Source organism: Alteromonas sp. H02 (genome assembly GCF_059682525.1).
Genome location: NZ_CM185021.1, coordinates 1,534,119 through 1,559,137 on the forward strand (window position 1 = coordinate 1,534,119; position 25,019 = coordinate 1,559,137).

At 44.6% G+C, this 25,019-nt stretch carries 16 protein-coding genes and 2 pseudogenes; 16 read left to right on the top strand and 2 right to left on the bottom strand.

Going from position 1 to position 25,019, the window contains the following annotated elements; translation table 11 throughout:
* Nucleotides 1-475: 475 nt before the first annotated feature.
* The 8 genes and pseudogenes from AC566Q_RS07005 to istB all read left to right on the top strand — a co-directional run bounded on the left by AC566Q_RS07005 (nt 476) and on the right by istB (nt 13,990).
* A complete protein-coding gene (locus tag AC566Q_RS07005) occupies nt 476-1,738 on the top strand; it encodes a hypothetical protein (RefSeq protein WP_499615214.1) in 1,263 nt (420 codons plus the stop codon).
* 195 nt (nt 1,739-1,933) lie between these two features.
* Nucleotides 1,934-4,378, top strand: a pseudogene (gene hsdR / locus AC566Q_RS07010) (EcoAI/FtnUII family type I restriction enzme subunit R).
* Nucleotides 4,379-4,423: 45 nt separating this feature from the next.
* Nucleotides 4,424-5,899 (top strand): type I restriction-modification system subunit M, encoded by a 1,476-nt coding sequence (locus tag AC566Q_RS07015; protein ID WP_499615217.1) that lies wholly within the window; start codon nt 4,424-4,426, stop codon nt 5,897-5,899.
* A complete protein-coding gene (locus AC566Q_RS07020) occupies nt 5,899-7,692 on the top strand; it encodes a restriction endonuclease subunit S (protein ID WP_499615219.1) in 1,794 nt (597 codons plus the stop codon). The genes AC566Q_RS07015 and AC566Q_RS07020 overlap by 1 nt, the downstream gene beginning before the upstream one ends.
* Before the next feature lie 109 nt (nt 7,693-7,801).
* The gene (locus AC566Q_RS07025; protein ID WP_499615222.1) at nt 7,802-9,856 is read left to right on the top strand and encodes an ATP-dependent nuclease; all 2,055 of its coding nucleotides are present in this window, start codon (nt 7,802-7,804) and stop codon (nt 9,854-9,856) included.
* A complete protein-coding gene (locus AC566Q_RS07030; RefSeq protein ID WP_499615224.1) occupies nt 9,856-11,472 on the top strand; it encodes a UvrD-helicase domain-containing protein in 1,617 nt (538 codons plus the stop codon). Before AC566Q_RS07025 ends, AC566Q_RS07030 begins: the two co-directional genes overlap by 1 nt.
* A 235-nt stretch (nt 11,473-11,707) precedes the next feature.
* A complete protein-coding gene (gene istA / locus AC566Q_RS07035; protein ID WP_499608196.1) occupies nt 11,708-13,240 on the top strand; it encodes an IS21 family transposase in 1,533 nt (510 codons plus the stop codon).
* A 9-nt stretch (nt 13,241-13,249) separates the two neighbouring features.
* A complete protein-coding gene (istB, locus tag AC566Q_RS07040) occupies nt 13,250-13,990 on the top strand; it encodes an IS21-like element helper ATPase IstB (protein WP_123324632.1) in 741 nt (246 codons plus the stop codon).
* A gap of 78 nt (nt 13,991-14,068) precedes the next feature.
* Here istB and AC566Q_RS07045 read toward each other — a convergent pair.
* Nucleotides 14,069-15,219: pseudogene (locus tag AC566Q_RS07045) on the bottom strand (IS3 family transposase); the annotation flags it as partial.
* Between the two features lie 695 nt (nt 15,220-15,914).
* On the opposite strand from AC566Q_RS07045, the gene tnpA reads away from it, so the two are divergent.
* The 3 genes from tnpA to tnpC are packed head-to-tail and all read left to right on the top strand — an operon-like array spanning nt 15,915 to nt 18,126.
* Nucleotides 15,915-16,199 carry an IS66 family insertion sequence element accessory protein TnpA gene (gene tnpA / locus AC566Q_RS07050; RefSeq protein ID WP_499614310.1) on the top strand — a complete coding sequence of 95 codons (285 nt, stop codon included), beginning with the start codon at nt 15,915-15,917 and terminating at the stop codon, nt 16,197-16,199.
* Nucleotides 16,199-16,534, top strand: a complete 336-nt coding sequence (tnpB, locus tag AC566Q_RS07055; RefSeq protein WP_126874057.1) for an IS66 family insertion sequence element accessory protein TnpB — start codon at nt 16,199-16,201, stop codon at nt 16,532-16,534. Before tnpA ends, tnpB begins: the two co-directional genes overlap by 1 nt.
* A gap of 23 nt (nt 16,535-16,557) precedes the next feature.
* Nucleotides 16,558-18,126, top strand: a complete 1,569-nt coding sequence (gene tnpC, locus AC566Q_RS07060) for an IS66 family transposase (RefSeq protein WP_499617396.1) — start codon at nt 16,558-16,560, stop codon at nt 18,124-18,126.
* A gap of 20 nt (nt 18,127-18,146) precedes the next feature.
* On the opposite strand, the gene AC566Q_RS07065 is transcribed toward tnpC, so the two are convergent.
* Complete coding sequence (locus tag AC566Q_RS07065; protein ID WP_499615226.1) at nt 18,147-19,127, bottom strand: hypothetical protein; 981 nt, start codon at nt 19,125-19,127, stop codon at nt 18,147-18,149.
* A 389-nt stretch (nt 19,128-19,516) separates the two neighbouring features.
* Here AC566Q_RS07065 and recR point away from each other — a divergent pair, with 389 nt between their 5' ends.
* From recR to AC566Q_RS07090, 5 genes are all read left to right on the top strand, one after another.
* Nucleotides 19,517-20,116 (top strand): recombination mediator RecR, encoded by a 600-nt coding sequence (gene recR, locus AC566Q_RS07070; protein ID WP_123324249.1) that lies wholly within the window; start codon nt 19,517-19,519, stop codon nt 20,114-20,116.
* A gap of 151 nt (nt 20,117-20,267) precedes the next feature.
* Entirely contained in the window at nt 20,268-22,190 is a 1,923-nt protein-coding gene (gene htpG / locus AC566Q_RS07075; RefSeq protein ID WP_499615229.1) for a molecular chaperone HtpG, read from the top strand.
* A 408-nt stretch (nt 22,191-22,598) separates the two neighbouring features.
* Nucleotides 22,599-23,243 (top strand): adenylate kinase, encoded by a 645-nt coding sequence (gene adk / locus AC566Q_RS07080; RefSeq protein ID WP_123324251.1) that lies wholly within the window; start codon nt 22,599-22,601, stop codon nt 23,241-23,243.
* 153 nt (nt 23,244-23,396) lie between these two features.
* Nucleotides 23,397-23,801 (top strand): MAPEG family protein, encoded by a 405-nt coding sequence (locus AC566Q_RS07085; RefSeq protein ID WP_240621837.1) that lies wholly within the window; start codon nt 23,397-23,399, stop codon nt 23,799-23,801.
* Nucleotides 23,798-24,931, top strand: coding sequence for an alanine racemase (locus tag AC566Q_RS07090; protein WP_499615233.1), 1,134 nt, complete (start codon nt 23,798-23,800; stop codon nt 24,929-24,931). Before AC566Q_RS07085 ends, AC566Q_RS07090 begins: the two co-directional genes overlap by 4 nt.
* The last annotated feature ends 88 nt before the right edge of the window (nt 24,932-25,019 follow it).

The following is a 25,019-nucleotide window of genomic DNA, read 5'->3' on the forward strand; positions in this document are numbered from 1 at the left end:
AACGTTCTATTTTTTTCGCAGCCTTGCACTTTGTAAGTGACAAGCAAGAGATAATAAATAGATAAGCAAAATTAGCAAATAGCCTTTCATTCCGGTAAACGGATAACTCTCTGCCACTTCGAATTGAGTTATTAGCTGGACAACAAAAATCACAAATAGAATGTCTCCAATCGTGATTAGTTGTGAGCTAAGTACGTCAAACAATGCAATAAAAAATTGCCGATTACATTTCATGTATTTCTCCTTTTATGTCTTCAGCCTTAAAAAGGGTCAAACAGGGAGAACTTTTTCGTTAACGGCTATCTTCGTGAGCTTATCTGTATGTAAAAGTCGATGAATAGCGCGTCAGCGGTTTCTCGGATTGATTTAGTGTTTTACTTGATTTTTTGTTTAAGTGTAAAAATTACACATAAATTACGCTTTTAACGTAACTCATTGTTTGCGATTGTATGGTGACGAAAACGAGGAGAAAGCTGTGAAAGAAACTGAAACAAAACTAAATAAGCAGATATCAAAACACTATATTGAACACGCGTGCTCGATATCCAGCAGTGGTCAAGTCGCCAAAGATTTGAACTTAGAGCCTTCACGAGTTAGTGAAATTAAGTCTGGTAGACGTCGGCTGTCGGAAAAAGAGTCGGAGGTGATACAAGAATTATATGGCTTACCTTCGACCTCGGGCGGTCACTGGGTAGAGGCAGAGTTAGTAGGCCTTAGCAATGTGAATAAAGCATTTATTGATAACGGTTTACTCAATCAATTAGCGAGTGTTGTTGCGCTGGTAAATTCTGAGGGCTTTATAACTAGCGTATTAAATGTCATAAACGTTGATGAAAGGCTAGTTAAAGGCTATGTGCATATTCCGATGGTAGAAAGGGGAGAAAATACTTCTGGAACTGAACAAAAAAATAATCGACTGGTGAAAGAGCATAAAATTAAGCTATTTAATCGACTCCTTTCACACTCCTATTTTCAACATTGGTGCGATACTGCCCTTCGTTTGCTGAGTGACGAAAAGGTAATCAAAAATAGAGAGTTCTATGAAAACCTTTATTACCAAAAAGATGTGACTATGCCTATTGCAATTGGTAGCGAAGTCAGATGGGATTTTCCAAATTCGGATTTCATTACTCTACGCGGTATCTGTAAACAAATTGAGCCTGGCTTCACTTTGAACTTGGACTATTACAACCCAACTCAGCACACCTTCGAACTAATTGCGTTATTTAAATTGAGTAGAATTTGCCAGTCTAACTCATTTGCGCATATTTTTGAGGCTAACGATGGATTTAAATTTGGTAGAAAGCTAACGCTGAATCGCAAAAAACTACCTAATCAAGAGTATGTGGTTATCGGGAAATGCGTATGGGAAGGCAACGATCTGTTCCGTTTAGAGAAGCCTTTTAATGAAAAAAGTCTGCTTAAATTTGATGCTCAGTCAATCAAAAAAAGTGTCACCAATGAATCCCTGCTACCTGCGACCTCTAATTTTGTCTCTTTAAGGCTGTTCTACACGGAGCAATACAAATACTTAGTAGAAATAAGTTTTTATCTGGAGGATTACAGTTACCCTCACCGAACGATGCTGATTGAGATTGAAGAAAAGAATAAAGTCTTTGAAAACCTCGTTGATATATTTAAGCACTTTGGTGTAGAGCATCAAATTACTATGAAGAACATTAAGTATGCCGTCGCGAGTAAAGGGGGCTATATACCCTCAGCTATTTATTTAAAATAGACTATATCGTCGCACAACTGATTACAGTACGTATGAGTGACAATAAGGCGGTGTTCTGATACTTTTGTCTAATAAGAGACGAATGCACGCAAGCATCGCACAAAAGGACTATCTCGTCACGCTGAAGGGAATCAACTCAGTTCTCAATTAGAGAATTGTCTTTGGCCCTTCACGTGAACTGTATACGGAGTACGTATGAGTTCAGTGAATAAAAAAGCGCTATCAGAAACCGATATCATATCTAAGTTCATCATGCCTGCGGTTAAACAAGCAGGTTGGGATGATATGACCCAGATCCGTCAGGAAGTGAAACTGCGTGACGGTAAAGTTGTCGTTCGTGGAATGGTTGCTGCACGTAAAAAAGTAAAATCCGCCGATATCGTGCTTTATCACAAACCCTCAATGCCCCTGGCTGTTATTGAAGCCAAAGCTAATAAGCATGAAATCGGCAAAGGAATGCAGCAAGGGTTGGATTACGCCAAGTTACTCGATGTCCCTTTCATCTTCGCCAGTAATGGTGACGGTTTTATCTTTCACGACAAAACGAATCCTCAGCAACTTGAAACTGAAATTAGTCTAGAAGACTTCCCAACGCCTTCACAATTGTGGGCAAAATACTGTGCGTATAAAGGTTATAAAGAATCACAGTTACCCATTATCACGCAAGACTACTATGACGATGGTTCTGGTAAATCGCCGCGTTACTACCAGTTACAAGCAATTAATAAAACCGTAGAAGCAGTATCCTCAGGAAAAGACAGGATCTTGCTGGTAATGGCGACAGGCACAGGTAAAACCTATACGGCCTTTCAAATTATCTGGCGCTTGTGGAAAGCTAAAGCGAAGAAGCGTGTTTTATTCTTGGCGGATAGGACTGCATTAGTCGAGCAGACCCAAACGGGCGATTTTCAGCCTTTTGGGCAAGCCATGTCTCGAATATCAGGGAGAAGAGTCGATCCTGCTTATGAAGTTCACTAAGCGCTATATCAGGCTTTAACTGGCCCTGATGAAAGCCAGAAGGCCTATAAGCAGGTTGATCCCGACTTCTTCGACCTTATCGTGATTGATGAGTGCCATAGAGGCAGTGCATCTGAAGAAAGTGCCTGGCGCGAAATTCTTGAATACTTTAGCGCTGCTACTCAGATCGGCTTAACTGCTACGCCGAAAGAAACCGATGAAGTGTCTAACATCGACTACTTTGGTGAGCCAGTTTATATGTACTCATTAAAGGAAGGCATTGAAGACGGCTTTCTTGCCCCTTACAAGGTAGTGCGTGTGGATTTGGATATCGACTTGCAAGGTTGGCGACCAACCAAAGGGCAGGTTGATAAGCATGGTAATGAAGTAGAAGACCGAATTTACAACCAGAAAGACTTTGACCGTACTTTGGTCATCGATGAGCGCACTCAACTTGTAGCAGAGACAATTACTAATTACCTGAAACGTACCGATCCCTTAGCAAAAACAATTGTGTTCTGTAACGACATCGACCATGCCGAACGAATGCGCAGGGCGCTAATTAACTGTAACCCAGAACAGTATGCCAAAAATGATAAGTACGTCATGAAGATCACAGGTGATGATGCCATTGGTAAAGGCCAGCTGGATAACTTCATTAACCCCAAACGCACTTATCCTGTTATCGCAACTACATCAGAACTTATGACAACGGGTGTTGATGCCAAAACCTGCAAGCTGGTTGTGCTCGATCAGAACATTCAGAGTATGACCAAGTTCAAACAGATCATCGGCAGAGGCACCCGTATTGATGACAAATTTGGCAAGCTCTGGTTCACTATCCTCGATTTCAAAAAGGCCACAGAGCTTTTTGCAGATGAGCGTTTTGACGGTATTCCTGAAAAAGTTATCAACACTAAGCCCAGTGATATCAATGATGAAGATTCTGATTTTAACGATATTCTAGACGGGCACGACACAGAGGGTGAACCCGAAGGCACTACAGATAGCCCCGATAGTCTTAGCAGCGATGATGACTTTGATTTCTCTGAAGGTGGAGATGCACCACAAACAGGTTGGGACGAAGATGAAGAAACCACCGTCACCAAATATCACATTAATGGTGTAGCGGTTAAGAAAGTAGGGGAGCGTGTTCAGTATTATGATGAAGATGGCAAACTCGTTACCGAGTCATTTAAAGACTATACCAAGAAGACTCTCACGAAATCTTTTGCATCCCTTGATGATTTCATCAAGCGCTGGAACAGCGCAGAGCGCAAACAAGTCATCATAGATGAATTAGCATCAGAAGGTGTTATTTGGGAAGTATTGGAAGCAGAAATTGGGAAAGAATTAGACCCATTTGATATGATATGTCACGTTGTTTTCGACCAGCCTCCGCTAACGCGCAAAGAACGCGCAAACAATGTTAAAAAGCGCAACTACTTCACCAAGTACAGCGAAATGGCGCAGGCCGTTTTGAATGAACTGTTGAATAAATACAGTGATGAGGGCGTAGAGGCTCTGGAAAGCAAAGACGCCCTTAAAACAGGTAAAGTTGTAGAGTTTGGCCGTCCCATCGAAATTGCCAAAAAAGGTTTTGGTGGCAAAAAAGAATATGAAGCAGCCATAGCTGAACTGGAAAAAGCCATCTACAGCACCACACCAAATAAATCAGCCTGAGCACCGCTCAGGCTGCAAAATAAAGAATCAGAGAAATAAGAAAGTATGTCAATAAGTACCGTTATTAAATCCATTCAAGACATCATGAGAAAAGACGCTGGCGTTGATGGTGATGCTCAGCGTTTAGGCCAGATGTCATGGTTACTCTTCTTAAAAATATTCGATGCCCAGGAAGAAGAGCTGGAATTTGAAATGGATGACTACCGTGAGCCAATTCCACCTAAGTATCTGTGGCGCAATTGGGCAGCCGATGATGAAGGGATCACGGGCGATGAGTTAATGGAGTTCGTGAATGACGACCTATTCCCAGCACTTAAAAACTTAACAGCGCCAATCGATAAGAACCCCCGTGGCTTTATCGTACGCGAAGCGTTCTCCGATGCCTTCAACTACATGAAGAACGGCACGCTGCTACGCCAGGTAATTAACAAGCTCAATGAGATCGATTTTACCGACTCAAAAGAACGTCATTTATTCGGTGATATCTACGAGCAAATTTTACGTGATCTGCAAAGTGCAGGTAATGCAGGGGAATTCTATACCCCCCGTGCAGTAACCCGTTTTATTGTAGATCGAATAGACCCGAAATTAGGCGATAAGGTATTTGATCCGGCATGTGGCACAGGCGGATTTCTTGCGTGTTCAGTTGACCACGTTAAATCAAAATATGTAAAAACTGTAGCCGACCATAAAACGCTGCAAAACCAAATTCACGGCGTAGAGAAAAAACAGCTTCCACACCTATTAGCCACCACAAATATGATGCTGCACGGTATTGAAGTACCTGTGCAAATCCGACACGACAACACGCTTAACCGCCCTCTTTCAAACTGGGATAGCGAGTTTGATGTTATCGTTACAAACCCGCCATTTGGTGGAACCGAAGAGGACGGAATCGAAAAGAACTTCCCCTCAGATATGCAGACACGTGAAACTGCCGATCTGTTCTTACAGCTCATCATCGAAGTATTGAAAGACGGCGGACGTGCCGCAGTGGTATTGCCAGACGGCACACTGTTCGGTGAAGGTGTTAAAACCAAAATCAAAAAGCTACTCACAGAAGAGTGTAATCTGCACACCATAGTTCGACTACCTAACGGCGTATTTAACCCGTACACAGGCATTAAAACCAACCTGCTGTTTTTCACCAAAGGTAAACCAACCAAAGAGATTTGGTTCTACGAACATCCTTACCCAGAAGGCGTAAAAAACTACTCCAAAACCAAGCCAATGAAGTTCGAAGAATTCCAAACCGAACAAGAATGGTGGGGTACAGAAACAGATGACTTTGCCAGCCGCGTAGAGAACGAACAAGCCTGGAAAGTTTCTATCGAAGAAGTCATCGAACGCAACTTTAACCTCGATATTAAAAATCCACACGTAGGCGAAGTAGAAAGCCACGATCCTGACGAGCTGCTTCAGCAATACGAAGAACAGCAGCAAGAAATTCAGGCATTGCGCGATCAGCTAAAAGGCATACTGGCTGAAGCTCTGTCATCAGATTCTGAGGGCGAAGCCTAATGTCAGTAGAAAGCATCATTACTGAAAACCTGGATGTCTGGACATCAGCCATTAAAACCAAATCAGCTTCAGGGCGGGGGAGTTCTAATAAACGCGAGCTTTACGGTATAAAGAAACTGCGAGAGTTGATATTAGATTTAGCCGTAAGGGGGAAACTAGTTCATCAAGATCCAAGCGATGAACCTGCTGTCTTGCTGTTAGAAAGAATCAAGGCTCAAAAAGTAGGTCTAATTAAAGATGAATTGATCAAGAAGCCGAAGGCATTGCCTACGTTTTCTGAAAGTGATGTACCCTTTGAACTTCCAGAAAGCTGGAGTTGGACATATTTGCAGGACGTAACTTCTTACATTCAACGGGGTAAAGGCCCGAAGTATGCTGAAGAAGGCAACGTTAAAGTTATTTCCCAAAAGTGTATTCAGAATTCAGGCTTCTCAGATGCTCAAGCTAGATTCATTGCTGATGAAAGCTTGGGAAGCTATGGTGAAGAAAGGTATTTAAAAGAGTCTGATTTACTATGGAATTCAACTGGAACGGGGACTGTTGGGAGGATAAATGTGCTTCCAAATATTCAAAACCAAATTCTTGTAGCTGATTCACATGTTACGGTAATAAGACCATTGTGTATTCAGAGTTGGTATTTGTGGTGCTTTATATCCTCTCCAACAGTGCAAATGAGAATAGCGCCAGATCATGAAAACTCACTTGTTTCAGGTTCTACTAAACAAGTGGAATTGAATACGAGTGCAGTACAATCGCTCCTTGTTCCAGTAGCACCCTTACAAGAACAAGCGAGAATAGTAAAAAGAGTCAATGATCTAATGACTCTCTGCGACCAACTAGAGTCACAAACCGAAGCCAGTATCGAAGCGCATCAAACACTCGTCAAATCACTACTAGAAACACTCACCAACGCAAAAGATGCAGACGAGCTAAACGAAAGCTGGCAGCGCATCAGCGAACACTTTGACGTGCTTTTTACCACAGAAGACAGTATCGACCAGCTAAAACAAACCATCCTGCAACTCGCAGTAATGGGCAAACTGGTAAAACAAGACCCTAACGACGAACCCGCATCAAAACTGCTAGAGCGCATCGCTGTAGAAAAACAACAGCAGATAAAAGACAAGAAAATTAAAAAGACACAAAAGTTACCATTGCTTACTGATAGCGAAATGGAGTTTCAATTGCCAACGGGTTGGCAGTGGTGCAAGTTTGGAGAATTAGCTGAATTTATAAATGGTGATAGGGGGAAAAATTACCCGAATAAAGCTGAATATGTATCAGAGGGTATTCCATGGATAAATACAGGTCATATTACAAAAAATGGCCTTCTTTCCGAGAGTGAAATGAACTTTATTACCCAGGAGAAATTCGATTCCCTGAGGAGCGGTAAAGTTAAAAAGGGGGATCTGGTTTATTGTTTGCGCGGCGCAACTTTTGGGAAAACAGCATTCGTTGAACCTTTTAATCATGGGGCTATTGCCTCGTCTTTGATGATTATAAGGTTGCACAAACTTGAGCTTAGTCAATTTGTATATTGGTACTTGATAAGCCCTTTTGGTAGAAGCCAGATATTCAGGTTTGACAATGGCTCGGCGCAACCCAACTTATCAGCAAATAGTGTAAAACTGTACGCATTCCCGCTTCCACCGTTAGCGGAGCAATACAGGTTAGTTGAGAAAATTAAAAAGTTATTTTCAGTTTGTGAAAGATTAAAACAGAGTCTTTCGTCTGCTCAGACGATGCAGATCAAATTCTCAGATTCAATATCAAACAACTTGGGTAATAGCTAAAACGAACTTGATAGAATTGATAAGTGAAGTCGTATGAAGCAACAAAAAAATGCAAACCACTTATGAGTGGGCTTTGAGATTAATGGATTTATATTAAAGCGAATTTATTGTGAAATTGAAAAAACTATACATATCGGGTTTTAAAAGCGTTTCCAACGGGCAGCCACAAACCATCCTTTTTGATAATAGTGTCACGGCATTTATTGGACATAATGGCACTGGAAAAAGCACAGCCCTCGAAGCGTTAAATAAACTATTTGCCGTAGACCATTCTCTTCGAGGTATAGTGCCTTCAGATTTTCACCTATCTGATGAAAGTGAAAAATCTACCTCAAAAAACTTAGTCGTCGAAGCCTGGTTTTCCTTTGAAAAAATTAACGGGAATATTTCTATTCCCGCACTTGTTAATGGTTTAACCAGCGCAAGTGATGATGGTAGCGTTATTTTTAGAGTGAGACTTGAGGCTAATCTTACTTTTGATTACAGCCCGTTGGGCGATGTAGAAGAAAAATTATGGGTTATTGACGGTGATATGCCTGAACCTGACGATAATAATAAACATCGGTTATCAGCGGTTCAAAGAAATGGTATTCAAGTTCATTACGTACCTGCTAATCGGGATCCGCTGGTTCAATTAAAGTATTCATCAAAAGCAGTTTTAGGGCGTCTACTTAGAGCCATAAAATGGCAAGAAGGTGAACAAGTAAAATTTGAAACCCAAGCCCAAGAGTTGAATAAACTCACAAATGAAAACCCAGCTTTAGTACAAATTGCCCAGGCAATTAATGATAACTGGAAAAGAGTTTATAAAGGGCGGCATCTTAATGAGGCAGCTCTTAATTTTCCCGTTGGCGATATTGATGAAATACTTAAACTTATACAACTTCAGTTCATGCCAGATGCTAGCGGTAATAAGGTAGAGACTAGCCGCCTAAGTGATGGACAAAAATCATTAGTATATTTTGCGCTAACAAAAGCACTATTCGAGATAGATCAAGCTACCAGAAAAGCCTTAATTGAGGGGGACAAAGTTAATTTCGACCCTGATAAGATGAAACTTCCTATCTTTAGCTTGATTGCTTTAGAGGAACCAGAAAATCACCTATCACCTCATTACTTGGGCAGAATTATCAAGTTGGTAAAAGAGTATGGTGCTAGTGAATTATGCCAAGCTGTTGTTTCTACTCACTCTCCTTCATTGGTAGGAAGAGTCGAGCCAGTCCAAATCAGGCATTTCCGCTTAGACTACGATTCTAAGAGTACCCATGTTCAATCATTAACCCTACCCGAAGATAGTGATGAACAAGCAAAATATGTAAGTGAAGCCGTCAAGGCATATCCAGAAATCTATTTTACGAAGCTGGTTGTCTTAGGTGAAGGTGATAGTGAGCAAGTAATTCTACCAAGATTATTAGAAATCTATGATACTGATGTTGATTCGCATTCGATTTCAGTAGTGCCTTTAGGTGGAAGACATGTAAATCATTTTTGGCGGCTATTAAATGCACTGAAAATTCCTTTTGTTACGCTACTAGATTTTGATATTGACAGGAATGGGGGAGGTTTTGGGAGGCTTTCGTACTCTATAGAGCAATTATCAAAATTTAATCCGAATGTACGGTATTTGCATAGTGGCATATTAAAGGATATCCCTAGTTGGGATTCTGCTAACAATCCAGCTGACTTTGTGATTGAGTATAGCATCGAAGGCAGTTCTGAAACCGAAAAGATCAATTTAGTCTCAAAGCTTGAAGAAAATAATGTATTTTTCTCAAGCCCCTTGGATATCGATTATTCAATGATTTGCGCTTTTCCTGATATTTTTTGTGAAAAAGACGAAGAGTATGGTGAGCGTGGGCCAAACCAAGGGAAGGACGATGAAGAGGATTCCGATTTAGCCAAAAGACAAGCTTCTTTAACGAAAGCTGTACTTAAAAAAGGAAACGCAGGCAAGCGCTTTGCTTTTGGTGATGACTGGGAAAGAAATTTCCTTTGGTATCGTTATCGGTTTTTATCAAGCAAGAGTAAACCTGCATCACATGTTCGAATGATGCTAAAAATAGAAGAAAAGTATGATGCCGAGGAGATAAAAGCAAAGCTTCCTCCAGAGTTAATCAGATTGTTGGAAAGGATAGTAAAGCTCGCTGAGCAGGTTATCGAATAATGGTGGACTGGAATCCTTCCCCTGGCATTGTCCCAACCAAAGAGTTTATGGAAATCATAAATTTTGATGGCTCTCTATCTATATTGGCTGGTGCGGGTGCTGGTAAAACAGAATTACTAGCACAAAAAGCTAACTATCTATTTGTAACAAACAGATGTGCTTGGCCCAAGCGAATATTATCTCTAACCTTCAAAACAGAAGCACAAGAAAACATAAAAAAAAGGATCAATAGCCGATGTGGACTTAAATCCGAACGTTTTGATTCATTCACATTTCACGGCTTCTGTAAAAGTATCGTAGACAGATTCAAGCATAATCTGGATAAGCCGGAAAGACCAGCAGACAACTATGATATTGTTTTGGATTCAAAAGAAGCAAACGGTTTTGATAAGATATTCATGGGTAAATTGCCCTCATTGGCACTGAAAATAGTAAGGCAGAGAGAAGATATAAAAAACATATTTTCAATGGCTTATAGTTATGTTTTTGTTGATGAATTTCAGGATACAACTGACGAACAATATGCCCTGTTGAAACTTCTGTTCTGTAGAACTTCAACAAATGTAATTGTAGTAGGTGATATTAACCAAAGCATTATGTTATGGGCCGGAGCGCGCTGCTCTGTTTTTACAGATTTTCTTAGTGATTTCACAGCCACAAAAAAACTACTTTTAAAAAATCACAGAGCGTCAGAGGAAGTACAGGACGTGTTAACTGTAGTTCTAGAGTTCGTTGAAGGCAAAGTTGAACCTTTAACTGTTTTGCAAAATCAGTCAGAAAATTGTTCTGTACACCTTTTTGAGGACGAACTTCAAGAAGCAAGATTCCTTGTTGACGAAATACAAAGCTCACTTCAAAGCGGCGTAAAAGAAAGCGATATTTGTGTGTTGACCAAACAAAAATCTTCGGATTATACAAAAATAATCAGGGATGAACTTACAAAGGCAGGAATAAATAACTTAGAAATGAGTGAATTGCAGGATGCTTTAAAAGAGCCTCTTGGTCGACTTTTTACTTTATTCTTAAACGCAATAGTGTACCCAAAACCTCAAGTTATAACTGAGTTGTATGATATTCACAGAAATTTAATCCAGATTGAGTTAGGGGACGAAAGAGAGGCAGAATCAACAATTCTAATCGCTAATTTCATTTGTCTCAAACAAAATGCAATTCAGTCAACAACCACTATTGATGATCTCATTACATATACCCACGAATTTATTCATTTTCTTGGCCTTAAGAACATCAAAGGTCGTTGGAAGCAATACAAATCCCAGGCTTTTTACTCCAAGATCTGGCAAATTTTAGAACTGCACCTTAGGGATATGTATGCACAAGCAGGTAGTATTAATGGCGCGATTAAACTATTTTCTGCTGAAAATTCAGTTCACATTATGAACATACATAAATGCAAAGGGCTAGAATTCCAACATGTGTATTTCATAGGACTTGAAGACCAAGCTTTTTGGAATTTCCAAAAAGAACCATTTGAAAACAATTGCGCCATATATGTAGCCTTATCAAGAGCTAAGGAGAAGATATATGTAACCTATACTAACGTTAGAGAGCATAGAGTTACTATGACGTGGTCAACCAAAATTGACCAACCCAGTTAAGCTACTTTTTTCAATTTCTTCATGTCCTGCATACACCGGAGCAAACCGGACATCGATTCCGGCTTTATCCGGACACCCTTTCCGTTTTAATCCGGACACCGATTCCGGGATAAACCAGCCAGTTTTCGTCTAACTCCGGAATCATTGTCCGGAATGCCGGAATACCTCTCTTTTCTCTTTTAAATCAATTAGTCACTATCCTCGTTATCAATTGAATTATAGCGAGGACGTGAACATGACAAAAAAGAGGACATCTATGGCAAATATCAAAGAGATTTTGCGCCTTAAATTCGAATGTGGTTTGTCTGTCAGAAAGATCGCCGCCTGTACCAAAGCTGGACGCTCAACCATCTCTGATATCCTGACGCGCTTTGAACAAAGCGCTTTGCGTTGGCCACTTACCGACAACTGCTCCGATACCGAGTTAACGCAGGCCCTGTATCGGGATAAAACGGCAGCTCAAAATAAGATCATGCCTGATTTCGCTCAGTGCTTTATCGAGCTTAAGCGTAAGGGCATGACAAAGCAGCTTCTGTGGGAAGAATATGTCGCCGAGCATCAACACAGAGCCTACCGTTACAGTCAGTTCTGTGAGCATTACCTTCGATGGCATAAGATGCAAAAGCGAAGTATGCGTCAGATCCACACTGCCGGCGATAAGTTGTTTATCGACTACTGTGGCCCGACAATCCCGGTCGTGAACCCTGATACCGGAGAGGTTCGGTATGCGCAGATCTTTGTGGCAACGTTGGGAGCATCCAATTACACCTACGTTGAAGCCTGCCCCAGTCAAAAGCTGGAGCACTGGCTGGAAGCGCACGCAAACGCCTTTGAGCACTTCACAGGCGTGCCAGCGCTTCTGATCCCGGATAACCTTAAAGCCGCGGTCACCAAAACGGATCGTTACGAGCCGAAACTCAACGACAGTTATCGTAAACTCGCGAATCATTACGGTACAGCGGTGATGCCCGCACGGCCTTATAAACCGAAGGATAAAGCCAAAGCAGAAAACGCGGTACTGATTGTTGAACGCTGGATCATGATGCGTCTTCGCCACCGCATATTCCACACTTTCCATGCATTAAATCTGGCGATCCGGGAGCTGATGGATGAGCTGAATCAAAGAGAGATGAAACAACTGGGTGCCAGCCGCAAAGCTTTATTCGACAGCCTGGATAAACCCGCGCTGAAACCTCTCCCGGTCCAGCGCTACCTCTATACAGAAAGCAAACGCGCCAAGGTAGGACCGGACTATCACATCGAATACCGACAGCACTATTACTCAGTCCCTCATCAACTGGTAGGCCAGCATGTTGAACTGGAGGCGAACGCGCGGTTAATCCAGATCTACCACCAGGGAAACCTGGTGTCTCAACATCCGACCAGCAAGAAAGCGCACGGCCTCAGTACACACACGGAGCATATGCCCAGCAACCATCAGTACCAGAAGTGGTCACCGGAGCGCCTGCTGAGCTGGGGTGGCAATGTTGGGGCTGCGACCCGACAGGTTGTCAGTGCTCAGCTCAGCGCCAAAGATCATCCCGCGCAAGCGTACCGCAGTTGCCTTGGCCTGCTTAATCTCACCAAAAAATACGGCGATGTGCGCCTGGAACAAGCCTGCAAAGATGCGCTGATGGTAGATAAGCCCTATCTGCGCTTTATCAGAAACCTGCTTAAAAACCACCGGGAAGGCCAGTTATCTTGTGAGTCTCATACCACCCCGGATATCCAGCACAGCAATGTGCGTGGCCCAAATAGTTACCACTAGGAGAACGACATGAATCAGCTTAATGAGCAACTAAGAACCCTGCGTCTTGGCCATGCCGCCAAGGGCCTTGAGCAACAGCGAGAGCAACTCTCCACCTATGCTGAGTTGACGTTCGAGGAGCGGCTTAGCCTGCTTCTTGAGTGCGAGGTACTGGGGCGAAGCCAGGCCAGGATCGAACGCCTGAAACGACAAGCCAAGTTACGTATTGATGCCTCACCCAATCAGCTTATCTACAAAGAAGATCGGGGGCTAAAACGTATCCAGATAAGTGAACTATTAACCGGGAGCTACCTGCTAAAGCACCAGAATATCCTACTCACCGGACCAACAGGTGCCGGAAAAACTTACGTAGCCTGCGCCTTGGCAACCCAGGCCTGTGAGCAGACGTACAGCGTTCGTTACTATCGTCTTAGCCGTTTACTGGATGATCTGAGTTCAGGGCGGCTGGATGGCAGTTATCAAAAACAGCTACTCGCCTTATCAAAGAAACAGCTGCTGGTAATCGATGACTGGGGAATGGAAAAGATGAACCAGGAGCAAGCCGGTCATCTACTGGAGTTACTGGAGGATCGTTATCAAACAGCCAGTACAATCATGGTAAGCCAGCTCCCGGTTAAAGAATGGTACAACATGATAGGCAATGCAACGGTGGCAGATGCTCTGCTGGACAGGCTGATCCACAACAGCCATCGGATTGAGTTGGGAGGAGAATCAATGAGAAAGCTGGCACAATCCGGACAGATAGGATAAAAATAGGATTAGAGAAAAGCGAGGAAAACAGGCGTCCGGATTAAACCGGTGCTGGTGTCCGGATAAGCCGGAATATGCAATGTCCGCCTCATATTGATTTGGACTCCTGTAATCCAGATACGAATGCAACCGCTCAGGATTATAAAATGTCGTGATGTAACGCAGTATATCTTGCTGTGCTTCATAACGAGTTTGGTATTGTTTCCAGTGTACTAGCTCTTGCTTCAAGCTACCGAAGAAGCTCTCAACCACACTATTATCCCAACAATCACCTTTACGACTCATACTGCCAACAAATTGGTGTCCTTTAAGCAAGCGTCGATAGTCTGCACTAGCGTATTGGCTACCGCGATCTGAATGGGCAACCAATCCCGCTTTTGGATTACGCTGCCATATCGCCATCGTTAACGCGTCACACACCAATTTGGTTTTCATTCTTGACCCCATGCTCCAGCCAACGACTTTTCTCGAGTACAGGTCAATAACAACGGCCAAATATAACCAGCCTTCTTGTGTCCAGATATAGGTAATATCCTGCACATAAGCTAGATTGGGTGAATCAACATCAAACTGTCTGTCCAGCACATTTTCAAATACAGGCAATGTGTGATTACTGTTTGTGGTGACCTTGTATTTCTTCTTGTAACGGACCTGCACACCTGCTTCTTTCATCAGTCGGCGTGTAAGACGTCTACCGATAGGGTAGCCCAAACAATTCAGTGCTTTTTGCATTCGTCGACTGCCATAGCTATGCTCACTGGCTTTGGCAATCTTGCGCATCCATTCCACTATTTCTTTTCGTTTATCATCATCCGTTGTAGGTTGATGCTGGGTATTCATATATCGATAAAACCCATTGCGCTTAACGCCTAATAACCGGCACAACCGGTCAACAGGATAGGTATTCTTTCGCTCGGCGATAAACGCGTATTTCACTTCATTTCTTTGGCGAAGAATACCGATGCTTCCTTTAGGATGCGTTTATCCATTTCAAGCTGTTTTACCTGAGCTTTAAGCTTTCTGATTTCTGCCTGCTCTGGCGTCAGTTTGCCGTTCCCTCTGAACGCATGGCCGTCATCATCTTGTTGAAACTCTTTGACCCAGCGACCAATAATTTGCTGACTCACATCCAACATTCTGGCGACTTCAGAGCGCGTGTGACCTTGATCTAGCACCAGGCTCACTGCATCCAGTTTAAATTCTTTCGTATACCGTTTTCTTCCGGCCATTTACTTTCTCCAGCTAAAGTTCAATTATATCCTTAACTGGACTGGTCAACTCAATTAAACCACCTCACTAAATGGCATGACAATAGGCGTTCTACACATAAAAGTGTAAAGCCTGTTTTTGATTTGTTGGTAAGTAATTGTAGGTTTAAACCTGTGAACCACACTACGTGACGTAAGCTGTAAACACGTAAAAAGTATTGAACGTGTTTACGGTAAATAAGGTCTCTTGTATACTCCGCTAAGATGGTATTTAGACTTGATAGTTGAGTTGCTAGTTAGGTAAACCCTAAGAATTATTAGGGGCCAAATAGGGGCCAAAAGTAAAGTAATAAAGAGTAATATAGAGTGATGAAAGTGATGTCTAAATCGCTACAGCCCCCCTAAAAACAACATCTCAGCACAAATCAGCAACGAAGCCCCATTTGGCTTCAAAATGCCGTTTTAATTTTTGAGTACACGAAAAAGCCGACGTCTGAGTCGGCTTTTTTATTTGTCGAATAACTTCGCTCATTCATTCTCAATTCGAATCTTATAAGCATCCGGACATAAGCTCTGCTATGTAAGTCAATCTAACATCGCCAGACGCCTGGTAGCGAGTTTAACCAAAGCGTAAGCGATCAATTTAGACCGTCTTTTCCCGGCGGAGCTACCCCGTAAAATGGTCCCCGTAGATTTTACTCACGGAGACTTAATCGATGGCAACAAAAAGACGTACACGCGAGCAATGGCAGGTATTGGTTGATAAGCAAGCAGCAAGCGAACTGTCGGTCAGTGAATTTTGTGCACAGCATGCGTTAACAGTATCAAACTTCTATCTGTGGCGTAAAAAACTGAGCGATGATAGCCAATCGCTTGCGCAGCAAGATAACTGGCTTGCCTTTGATATGCCAGCAAGTGCGAACCAGAGCGCAGGCTCTGTCTGGGAGATTGAACTGGCATTACCCGGTGGTGTGGTGCTGCGGATGAACCGGGCTGCCTGATGTTACCCTTATCCAATGGGCGTATTTGGCTGTATACCGGTAATACCGATATGCGCAAACAGTTTGATGGGCTGGCGGCACTGGTACAGGGCAAACTGGGGATGCAAGCGCATTGTGGTGACTGGTTTGTGTTTATCAATAAGCGCCGCACCCAGCTCAAGGTGTTGTATTACTACCAGGGCGGTTATTGTTTGTGGAGTAAACGGTTAGAAAAAGGCACCTTCGCCAAAGTCACTGACGGTACAGCAAAAACACCATTAAACAGTGCTCAGTTACAGTGTTTGATTGATGGCATTTACTGGCAAAAAGACAAACAAAACAGGCGATTTAATTGACTGATTTTGTTATAATTTACGCCATGAAAACACATTCTATTAGTCACCTTTCACCGTCTGAAATTGAGGCTGCCTTTGCTCATCAAGCTGAGGAGATTGCGCAACTCAAGCATCAACTGGACTGGCTTAAACGCCAGTTGTTCGGGCGTAAGTCTGAAAAAGTGTTAGTGGATAATCCGGCGCAGAGCAGTTTGTTTGATGAGGGTGAGACACACGCCTTACCGGCAGACACCAAACCGGTGAAGGCCCATACCCGTTCCTCACAAAAGCAACGTCGCGACTCGGATGTGAATGATGAAGGCCTGCGTTTTGATGAGACGGTGCCTCAGCTGATTATTGATGTGCCTGCGCCTGAGTTACAGGGGGCGAATGCCGACCAGTATGATGTCGTTGATATCAAAGAAACCCGTCGCTTAGCACAACAGCCCGGCAGTTATGTGGTACTGGTGTATCGTCGTCAGGTCGTGCGTCATAAAACCACGCAAACCCTTAAGGATACCCCAGCCCCCATCAATGTACTGGAAGGCTGTTACTGCGATGTCTCACTACTCGCTGGGCTGATGGTGGATAAAGCGGTATATCACTTACCGCTTCACCGCCAACATCAACGGATGCTCGATAGCGGTATCACCCTTAGCCGGGCTACCTTAATCAACTGGATACAACAAGGCATTGAGCTGCTTCGGCCCATCGCCAAGGCCCAGTGGCAGCACATTCTGCAAAGCAACATACTGACCATGGATGAAGTGCCCATTAAAGCCGGGCGTACCAAAGGGGCTGGCCGAAAACCGGGGCAAATGAAACAAACCTACTTCTGGCCGATGTACGGTGACAGTGATGAGGTGGCGTTTACCTGGAGTCACAGCCGGGGCATGTTGCATGCCAAAGCACAGCTACAGGACTTTACCGGTACCTTGCTGACCGACGGCTATGCCGCTTACACCAAAACGGTTGAACAATTAAATCAACACGAACTGCAGATTGTGCACGCTGCCTGTTGGGTACACATGCGCAGAGGCTTTGAAAAAGCCCTCGACAGTGAGCCGCAAACAGCGCAACAGGCACTGGATATCATCGCCACGCTCTACCGGCATGAAAAACACATCCGGGATAAGCAATCAGACCTGGCTGATATCCATACCTACCGGCAACAACACAGCGAACCCTTAGTCACTGAGTTCTTCCGGTGGGTCTACCAACAACGCCAGCGCACCGATTTACTGCCCAAATCCCCCTTCGCCAAGGCGCTTCACTATGCGCATGAGCGGGAGAGCCAACTCAAGGTGTTCCTGAGTAACCCGGCGTTACCCCTGGATACCAATCATCTGGAACGGGCACTGCGGGTTATTCCCATGGGCAGAAAAAACTATTTGTTCTGCTGGTCCGAACTCGGGGCTGAACAACTGGGCATATTACAAAGCCTGATGGTGACTTGCCGCCTGCAAGGCGTCAATCCCTACCATTACCTCGTGGATGTATTGCAGCGTGTAGCACTGCATCCGGCCAAAGACGTACTCGACCTGACGCCAAGAGTCTGGAAAGAGAGATTCGCGGACAAAAAATTAACGAGCGACTTAGATAAAATGGGGTGATCCGGGTCTATATTGATCGCTTACACCAAAGCCTCGTCATTTGCATAAGTTATCGCCTGATTCAGACGCTGTACGGCTAACTGGCTATTTTCTTGTTGCGCAATATCCAGTAATAAGCCGGCGATTTCGACATTCTGTCTGGTGGGCAGTTTATAGGTTGCGAGTAATCGGTTAAGGGCTTGCTCACCCGGTTTTACAGCCAATCCGTGTTCCTGACTAAACACCGCTACCTGATAACAAGCATTGATCCATTTCACTTCCCGGTACCAGCTTTGCACCGGAGGATACTCACAGGCCTGCGCAAACGTTTGTTGTGCCTGGGCCAGATTATCTATTGTCCAGTAATACTGCGCCACACGTTCGAGCACGACAAAGTCGTCGTGAAATTCTTCCACAGCTTCCTTAGCTGCGGCCAAGCCACTTTGTTGATCATCCGTATTTTGTGCGTAGTTCAGTTTGGCGATATAGCCCCACTTTTTATCCAGAGCGATGGCTTTGTCGGTTAAGGTTTTTTGTAAGGACGCATCGGCACCATAACTACTTCCGTGCGCAGAGGCCCCGGCTCGTAGGGCTACATATTCAGCATTGTCAGGGCCTACTTCTCCGGCGCGTAACTTAGCCTGCACACCTTTCTTATAAAACCCGAATTTAGAGAAAATTCCCGCCTGATGGCCAAGGTCGCGCCAGGCATCGGCGGCAAATGCGAAGGTATCGGGATTATCCGCAAAACGAGACTCAAAATTAAGCAACAGCCTCTCCGCTACATCGTTATCCTTCAGTTCAATTTGCAGCATGATAGCCAGTTTGCTTAACTGATGATTGTCATCTTTTATTCTTTCCTGTTCGGCTAACAACTTTGAAGCACGTCTGGTATCCCCTTGTACCAAATAGTGAAATGCAGCATTAACTTGTTCATTTAATCCCTCATTCTCCTCAGCGTTGTTGGCATAACTGGCTATACAAATTACTAGTCCACTTATTAATAATACAGTTCTTTTCACTTTTCTGATGCTACCCACATGAGCTCCAAATTTTGTCTGGTCCCGGATAACGCAGAACATAATGCGCGGTTAGAAAATTGTCAGGTAATGCATGATGAAGCCAGTGTATTTGATGATGAACGGATAAATAACGGAGAGTTAAACTGCTTAAGAGCTAAACCCGTTTCACTGCGAGAGACAGCCTTAAACTTTGACAAAGCAACAGCCTGGTTAACGTGTAAGTTTTATCGCTCTGAATACACCGATGCAAAAGGTTTACGCTTAAAATGGGGTCTTGTATAGTGTCGTTCGAAATCGAATAGATGAAGTAGCCGTAGAGCGTATTATTTAGTGCCGCTTCATTAATTATCAATGCCTTATCAGGCTTCCAATTGTGTTGTAACACTATTATGAAATACAGTCCTTTACTGGCAGAGTTAATCGATAGCCTGACCTGCTTACCGGGTGTGGGAAATAAAACGGCCCAACGCATGGCGTTTCAGTTGCTTGAGCGTAACCGTGAAGGCGGCAGAACGCTCAGCGCGGCTCTGCACAACGCCATGGAGCATATCGGTCATTGCAAACAGTGCCGTAATTTTTCTGAGAATGAGTTGTGTGAAATCTGTCAGCATCCCCAACGTAGCGACAGTCAGCAACTTTGCGTAGTGGAGAGTCCGCAGGACGTGATGGCTATCGAACAAACCATGGCGTATAAAGGTACCTACTTTGTATTAATGGGCCACCTGTCGCCCATCGATGGTATCGGTCCTGCCGAAATTGGTCTGGATATTCTCGAAAAACAAATTACCGAGGGGCAATACGCCGAAGTCATTCTGGCTACTAACCCTACAGTGGAAGGTGAGGCTACAGCCCATTATATTGGTCAGCTGTGTCAAAAGCACAATGTTTCGGCCAGCCGAATTGCTCATGGTGTGCCGATTGGCGGCGAGCTTGAATACATAGACGGCAATACACTCACCCATGCATTTTCAGGTCGACGGTCACTCTGAGTACCGTCGAAACCCATTCCGCTAAGCCATTTTATGGCCAGCACTTTGCTACCCAACCAACAATTTTTTGTATTTTACCGTTGAATTTTTTGTCCTGAGACCTCACTTGTCTTGTTGAAAAATAAATAAACTGACTAGGAGACTCTGGTTTATGGCTGAAGTGGCCCATCAAGAAACTCATGGCTTTCAAACAGAAGTAAAACAACTTCTGCATTTGATGATCCATTCTCTTTATTCAAACAAGGAAATCTTTTTACGCGAGTTAGTATCTAACGCAGCAGATGCCGCTGACAAACTTCGTTTTAAGGCGCTGGAAAATGATAGCCTGTACGAAAATGATGGTGATCTGTGCGTTAAACTGAGCGTTGATAAAGAAGCGGGTACCATCACCATTAGCGATAACGGTATTGGTATGAGCCGCGACGACGTCATTGCCAACCTCGGTACTATTGCAAAGTCGGGCACCGCAGACTTTTTCAGCAAACTGTCTGGTGATAAAGCCAAGGATTCCCAGCTGATTGGTCAGTTTGGTGTTGGTTTTTACTCTGCCTTTATCGTTGCCGATAAAGTCGTCGTTCGCACCCGCGCTGCAGGCGAGTCTGCTGATCAGGGCGTAGAGTGGATTTCTGAGGGTGAAGGTGAATTCACTGTAGGTGATATCGAAAAAGCCGAACGCGGCACAGAGATTACGCTTTATCTGCGCGACGACGAAAAAGAATTCGCCGATGATTGGCGTTTGCGTTCGATCATCAGCAAATACTCCGATCATATCAGTATTCCTGTGCGCATGTGGAAAGCGCCGGTAGAAGAGCAGGAAGGACCAGACGGAGAGAAGATCCCGGCCCAGCCAGGCGAATGGGAAACCGTTAATAAAGCCACTGCATTGTGGACTCGCGACAAGTCAGAAATTAGCGATGAAGAATACATTGAATTCTATCGCCATGTTTCTCACGACTTTGCCGAGCCGATGAGCTGGGCACATAACAAGGTGGAAGGTAAAACCGAATACACCAGCTTGTTATATATCCCAAGCAAAGCCCCGTTTGACTTATGGAACCGTGAGCAAACCCACGGTCTTAAGCTGTACGTTCAACGCGTGTTCATTATGGATGACGCTGAACAGTTTATGCCTACCTATTTGCGCTTCGTAAAAGGCTTGCTCGACTCCAACGATCTGCCGCTAAACGTATCCCGTGAAATTTTGCAGGACAACAAGATCACCCAGTCACTGCGCACTGGTTGCACCAAGCGTGTACTGCAAATGCTGGAGCGTATGGCGAAAAATGACGCCGAAAAATACCAGTCGTTCTGGAACGAGTTTGGTAACGTGCTGAAAGAAGGTCCGGCGGAAGACTTCTCCAACAAAGAGAAAGTAGCTGGTCTGTTACGTTTTGCCTCAACTCACAACGACAGCAGTGACCAAACAGTATCTCTGGCTGACTATATTTCTCGTATGAAAGAAGGTCAGGATAAGATTTACTATGTGACTGCCGACAGTTACCAGGCGGCCAAAAACAGTCCTCACCTGGAAATCTTTAAGAAGAAAGGCATTGAAGTACTGTTGATGGGCGAGCGTATCGACGAGTGGTTAATGCAACATCTGACCGAGTTTGATGGTAAGCAGCTGAAGTCGATTGCCCGTGGCGATCTGGATTTAGATGATCTTGAAGACGAAGAAAGCAAGAAAGCTCACGAAGAAGCCGAAAAGCAGGTAGAAGGTGTGCTTGAGCGTGCTAAAACCGCGCTGGGCGACAAAGTTATCGACGTTAAATTCACTCACCGTTTAACCGACTCACCAGCGGTAATCGTGGCTGACGATAACGGCATGACTACGCAAATGATGAAGCTGATGGAAGCTGCTGGTCAGCCAGTGCCTGAAGTGAAATATCACTTTGAACTCAACCCTGAACATCAGTTAGTGAAGTTACTGGCCGACGTACAGGACGAAACGGTATTTAAGAGCTGGACAGAAGTATTGTTTGATCAGGCGGCACTTTCTGAGCAGGGTAGTCTTAAAGACCCGGCGACTTTCGTACGCAACCTGAATGGCCTACTGATGAGTCTTTCTAAGTAAGTCAGCAGCAAAGCACTGAATATAACGGGCAGGTTTTTACCTGCCCGTTTTTTTAGCGTGTACCTGTGATGTCGACAACATTAATTCACTAATCTACAGATTTGCAGGTAACAAATTATTAGTGTGGTTTATATTGGCTTTAATTCAGCTTGATGATGCAAAGCTTAACAAGCTGGGTTGCTTGCAAATTCGGGCATTTAGGGAGTGACTGCAACGCCGGTAACGCTTATAGCTACCGCAAAAATTAGCATTGCTGTTAAGGATTTCTGTCGACATTGTTCAATAGTTCAATTTACATACGCTATTAGTCGTAAGACAGCAGACAAGACCAGCTGAGCACTTGTCACGCCGAATGGTAGTGTGTAAAGTGCCTCACAGTTATGAAATAAATAAGCGGAGAGCGCAAATATGCGAATTATACTTCTCGGTGCACCGGGAGCCGGTAAGGGTACACAAGCGCAATTTTTGATGGGCAAATATGGTATCCCGCAAATTTCTACAGGTGACATGCTTCGTAGTGCTATTAAGGCTGGTACAGAACTGGGCTTAGCAGCAAAGAAAGTCATGGACGAAGGGAAATTAGTGTCCGACGATATCATTATTGGTCTGGTAAAAGAGCGCATTGCTCAGGATGACTGTAAAGATGGTTTCCTGCTCGATGGTTTCCCGCGCACTATCCCTCAGGCAGACGCCATGAAGGAAGCTGGTGTGGCAGTTGACCATGTTATCGAATTTGATGTACCGGATGACGTTATCGTCGACCGGATGGGCGGCCGTCGTGTTCACCCTGCGTCAGGTCGGGTTTACCACGTTGTCTACAACCCTCCAAAAGAGGAAGGTAAAGATGACGTAACCGGCGAAGAGTTGATCATTCGTGATGACGACAAAGAAGAAACCGTTCGCGCACGCTTAGGTATCTACCACGAGCAAACACAGCCACTGGTTGATTACTACAGTGCTGAAGCCGAAGCTGGTAACTGTGCTTACCACAAGCTCGACGGCACTCAGCCGGTAGAAACGGTAAGCAAGCAATTAGGTGAGCTGCTGGGATAATCCGGCCTCTTGCAGAATTGAAAAGCCGCTGATTTACAGCGGCTTTTTTGTTTGCCGTTGTTGCTAACCAACGAACAGCGCAATCATTGCTTTACCCTTCACCCATTTCACTGTCACAATAACCGCCTCTAACGTGAAGATAGTAGTGAAAAGATGATCGTACTTCCGGTTACTGCTTTTTATGCCAGTATTCTGGCATTTATCTATTTGTATATTACCGCGTTGGTGATTATTCACCGGCGTAGCAATCGAATTGGCGTGGGTGACGGCGGCGACGAAGTACTGCAGCGTCTCGTTCGGGTTCACGGTAACTTTGCTGAATATGTGCCGCTCACGTTACTGCTGCTGGCCATCCTGGAAATCAGTACGGAAATTCCCTGGCTGATTCATCTATTCGGCGCATCCCTGGTCATTGGCCGCGTATTGCATGCCTACGGTTTGCGTCACTCTGTGGGCGCAACCTGGCAACGAGTCGCAGGCATGATGTTAACCGTGATGTCGCTGTTCGGCCTGGCCAGCGCAAACCTGACACTGATTTACTGGTTGCCGTTTTTATGAATTCATTAGCACAACTTATCACGCCAGCGTGCCTGCTCGACCTGAATAAGTTCCGCCGCAATTGCCAGCGAATGCAGGCCGTCGCGGATAGTGAACAACTTACGCTTCGCCCGCACGTTAAAACCCTTAAATCACTGCAGGCGGCAGAATATTACGCGCCAGCCTCAGGCCCCATCACGGTGTCAACATTGGCAGAAGCGGCTACTTTTGCCAGCGCCGGTTATACCGATATTCTCTACGCAGTGGGCCTGTCTCCCAACAAGTTCGGCCAGTTAGCCGCCATTCAACGACTGGCGCGGGATTTCACGGTGATAGCTGACAGTCTGGCCGCGGTGAATGCATTAGCTGAGTACGCCGGTGAGTTAGAGCTATCTTTATCGGTGATGCTGGAAGTGGATGTGGACGACCATCGCGCCGGGTTATTACCTCAGTCCGACGAGTTGATTACTTGCGCCAGAGCTTTATCAGCAGCTCCGAATATTCACTTTCGAGGCATCATGACTCATGCCGGGGCCTCCTACGATTGTGACACCAAAGCTTCGCAACAGGCGATGGGGCAACAAGAGTGTGAACGTATTGCCAACGCTGCAGCTAACCTGTTGGCAGCGGGAATACCCTGTGAGCTGGTTTCGGCAGGTTCAACCCCCACGGCTTTAGCCGGCATAAAGCACACCGGTATCAATGAACTTCGAGCCGGTGTTTATGCCACATTTGATTGTGTCATGGCCGGTCTTGGGGTGTGTGAAACTGATGATATTGCTCTGTCTGTGCTGACATCCGTAATCGGCCACCAGGCCGATAAAAACTGGGTGATTGTTGATGCTGGCTGGATGGCCTTGTCGCGGGATCAGGGCACGGCATCACAGCAGCAGGACTGTGGTTATGGACTGGTGTGCGATGAGAACGGCATGCTACTGGATGGCTGGTACGTAAGTGCCACCAATCAGGAACACGGCATTATCAGCCATCGCGATAATCTTACACCGCCTGAGTCTGTGTTTGGTTATGGCCGTTTACTGCGTATTTTACCGATTCATGCCTGTGCCACGGCAGCTCAGTATTCTCAATACCATGTCATTGGTGATGACGGCAACATATCGGCTATCTGGTCGCGGGTAAATGGCTGGTAGGATGCTGGTCTGTTGAGCAGACTTCTTCATGCTGTGAACTGGGCAAATAGGCCACATCGGTTTACACTTATACGATGTAGTTTATGAG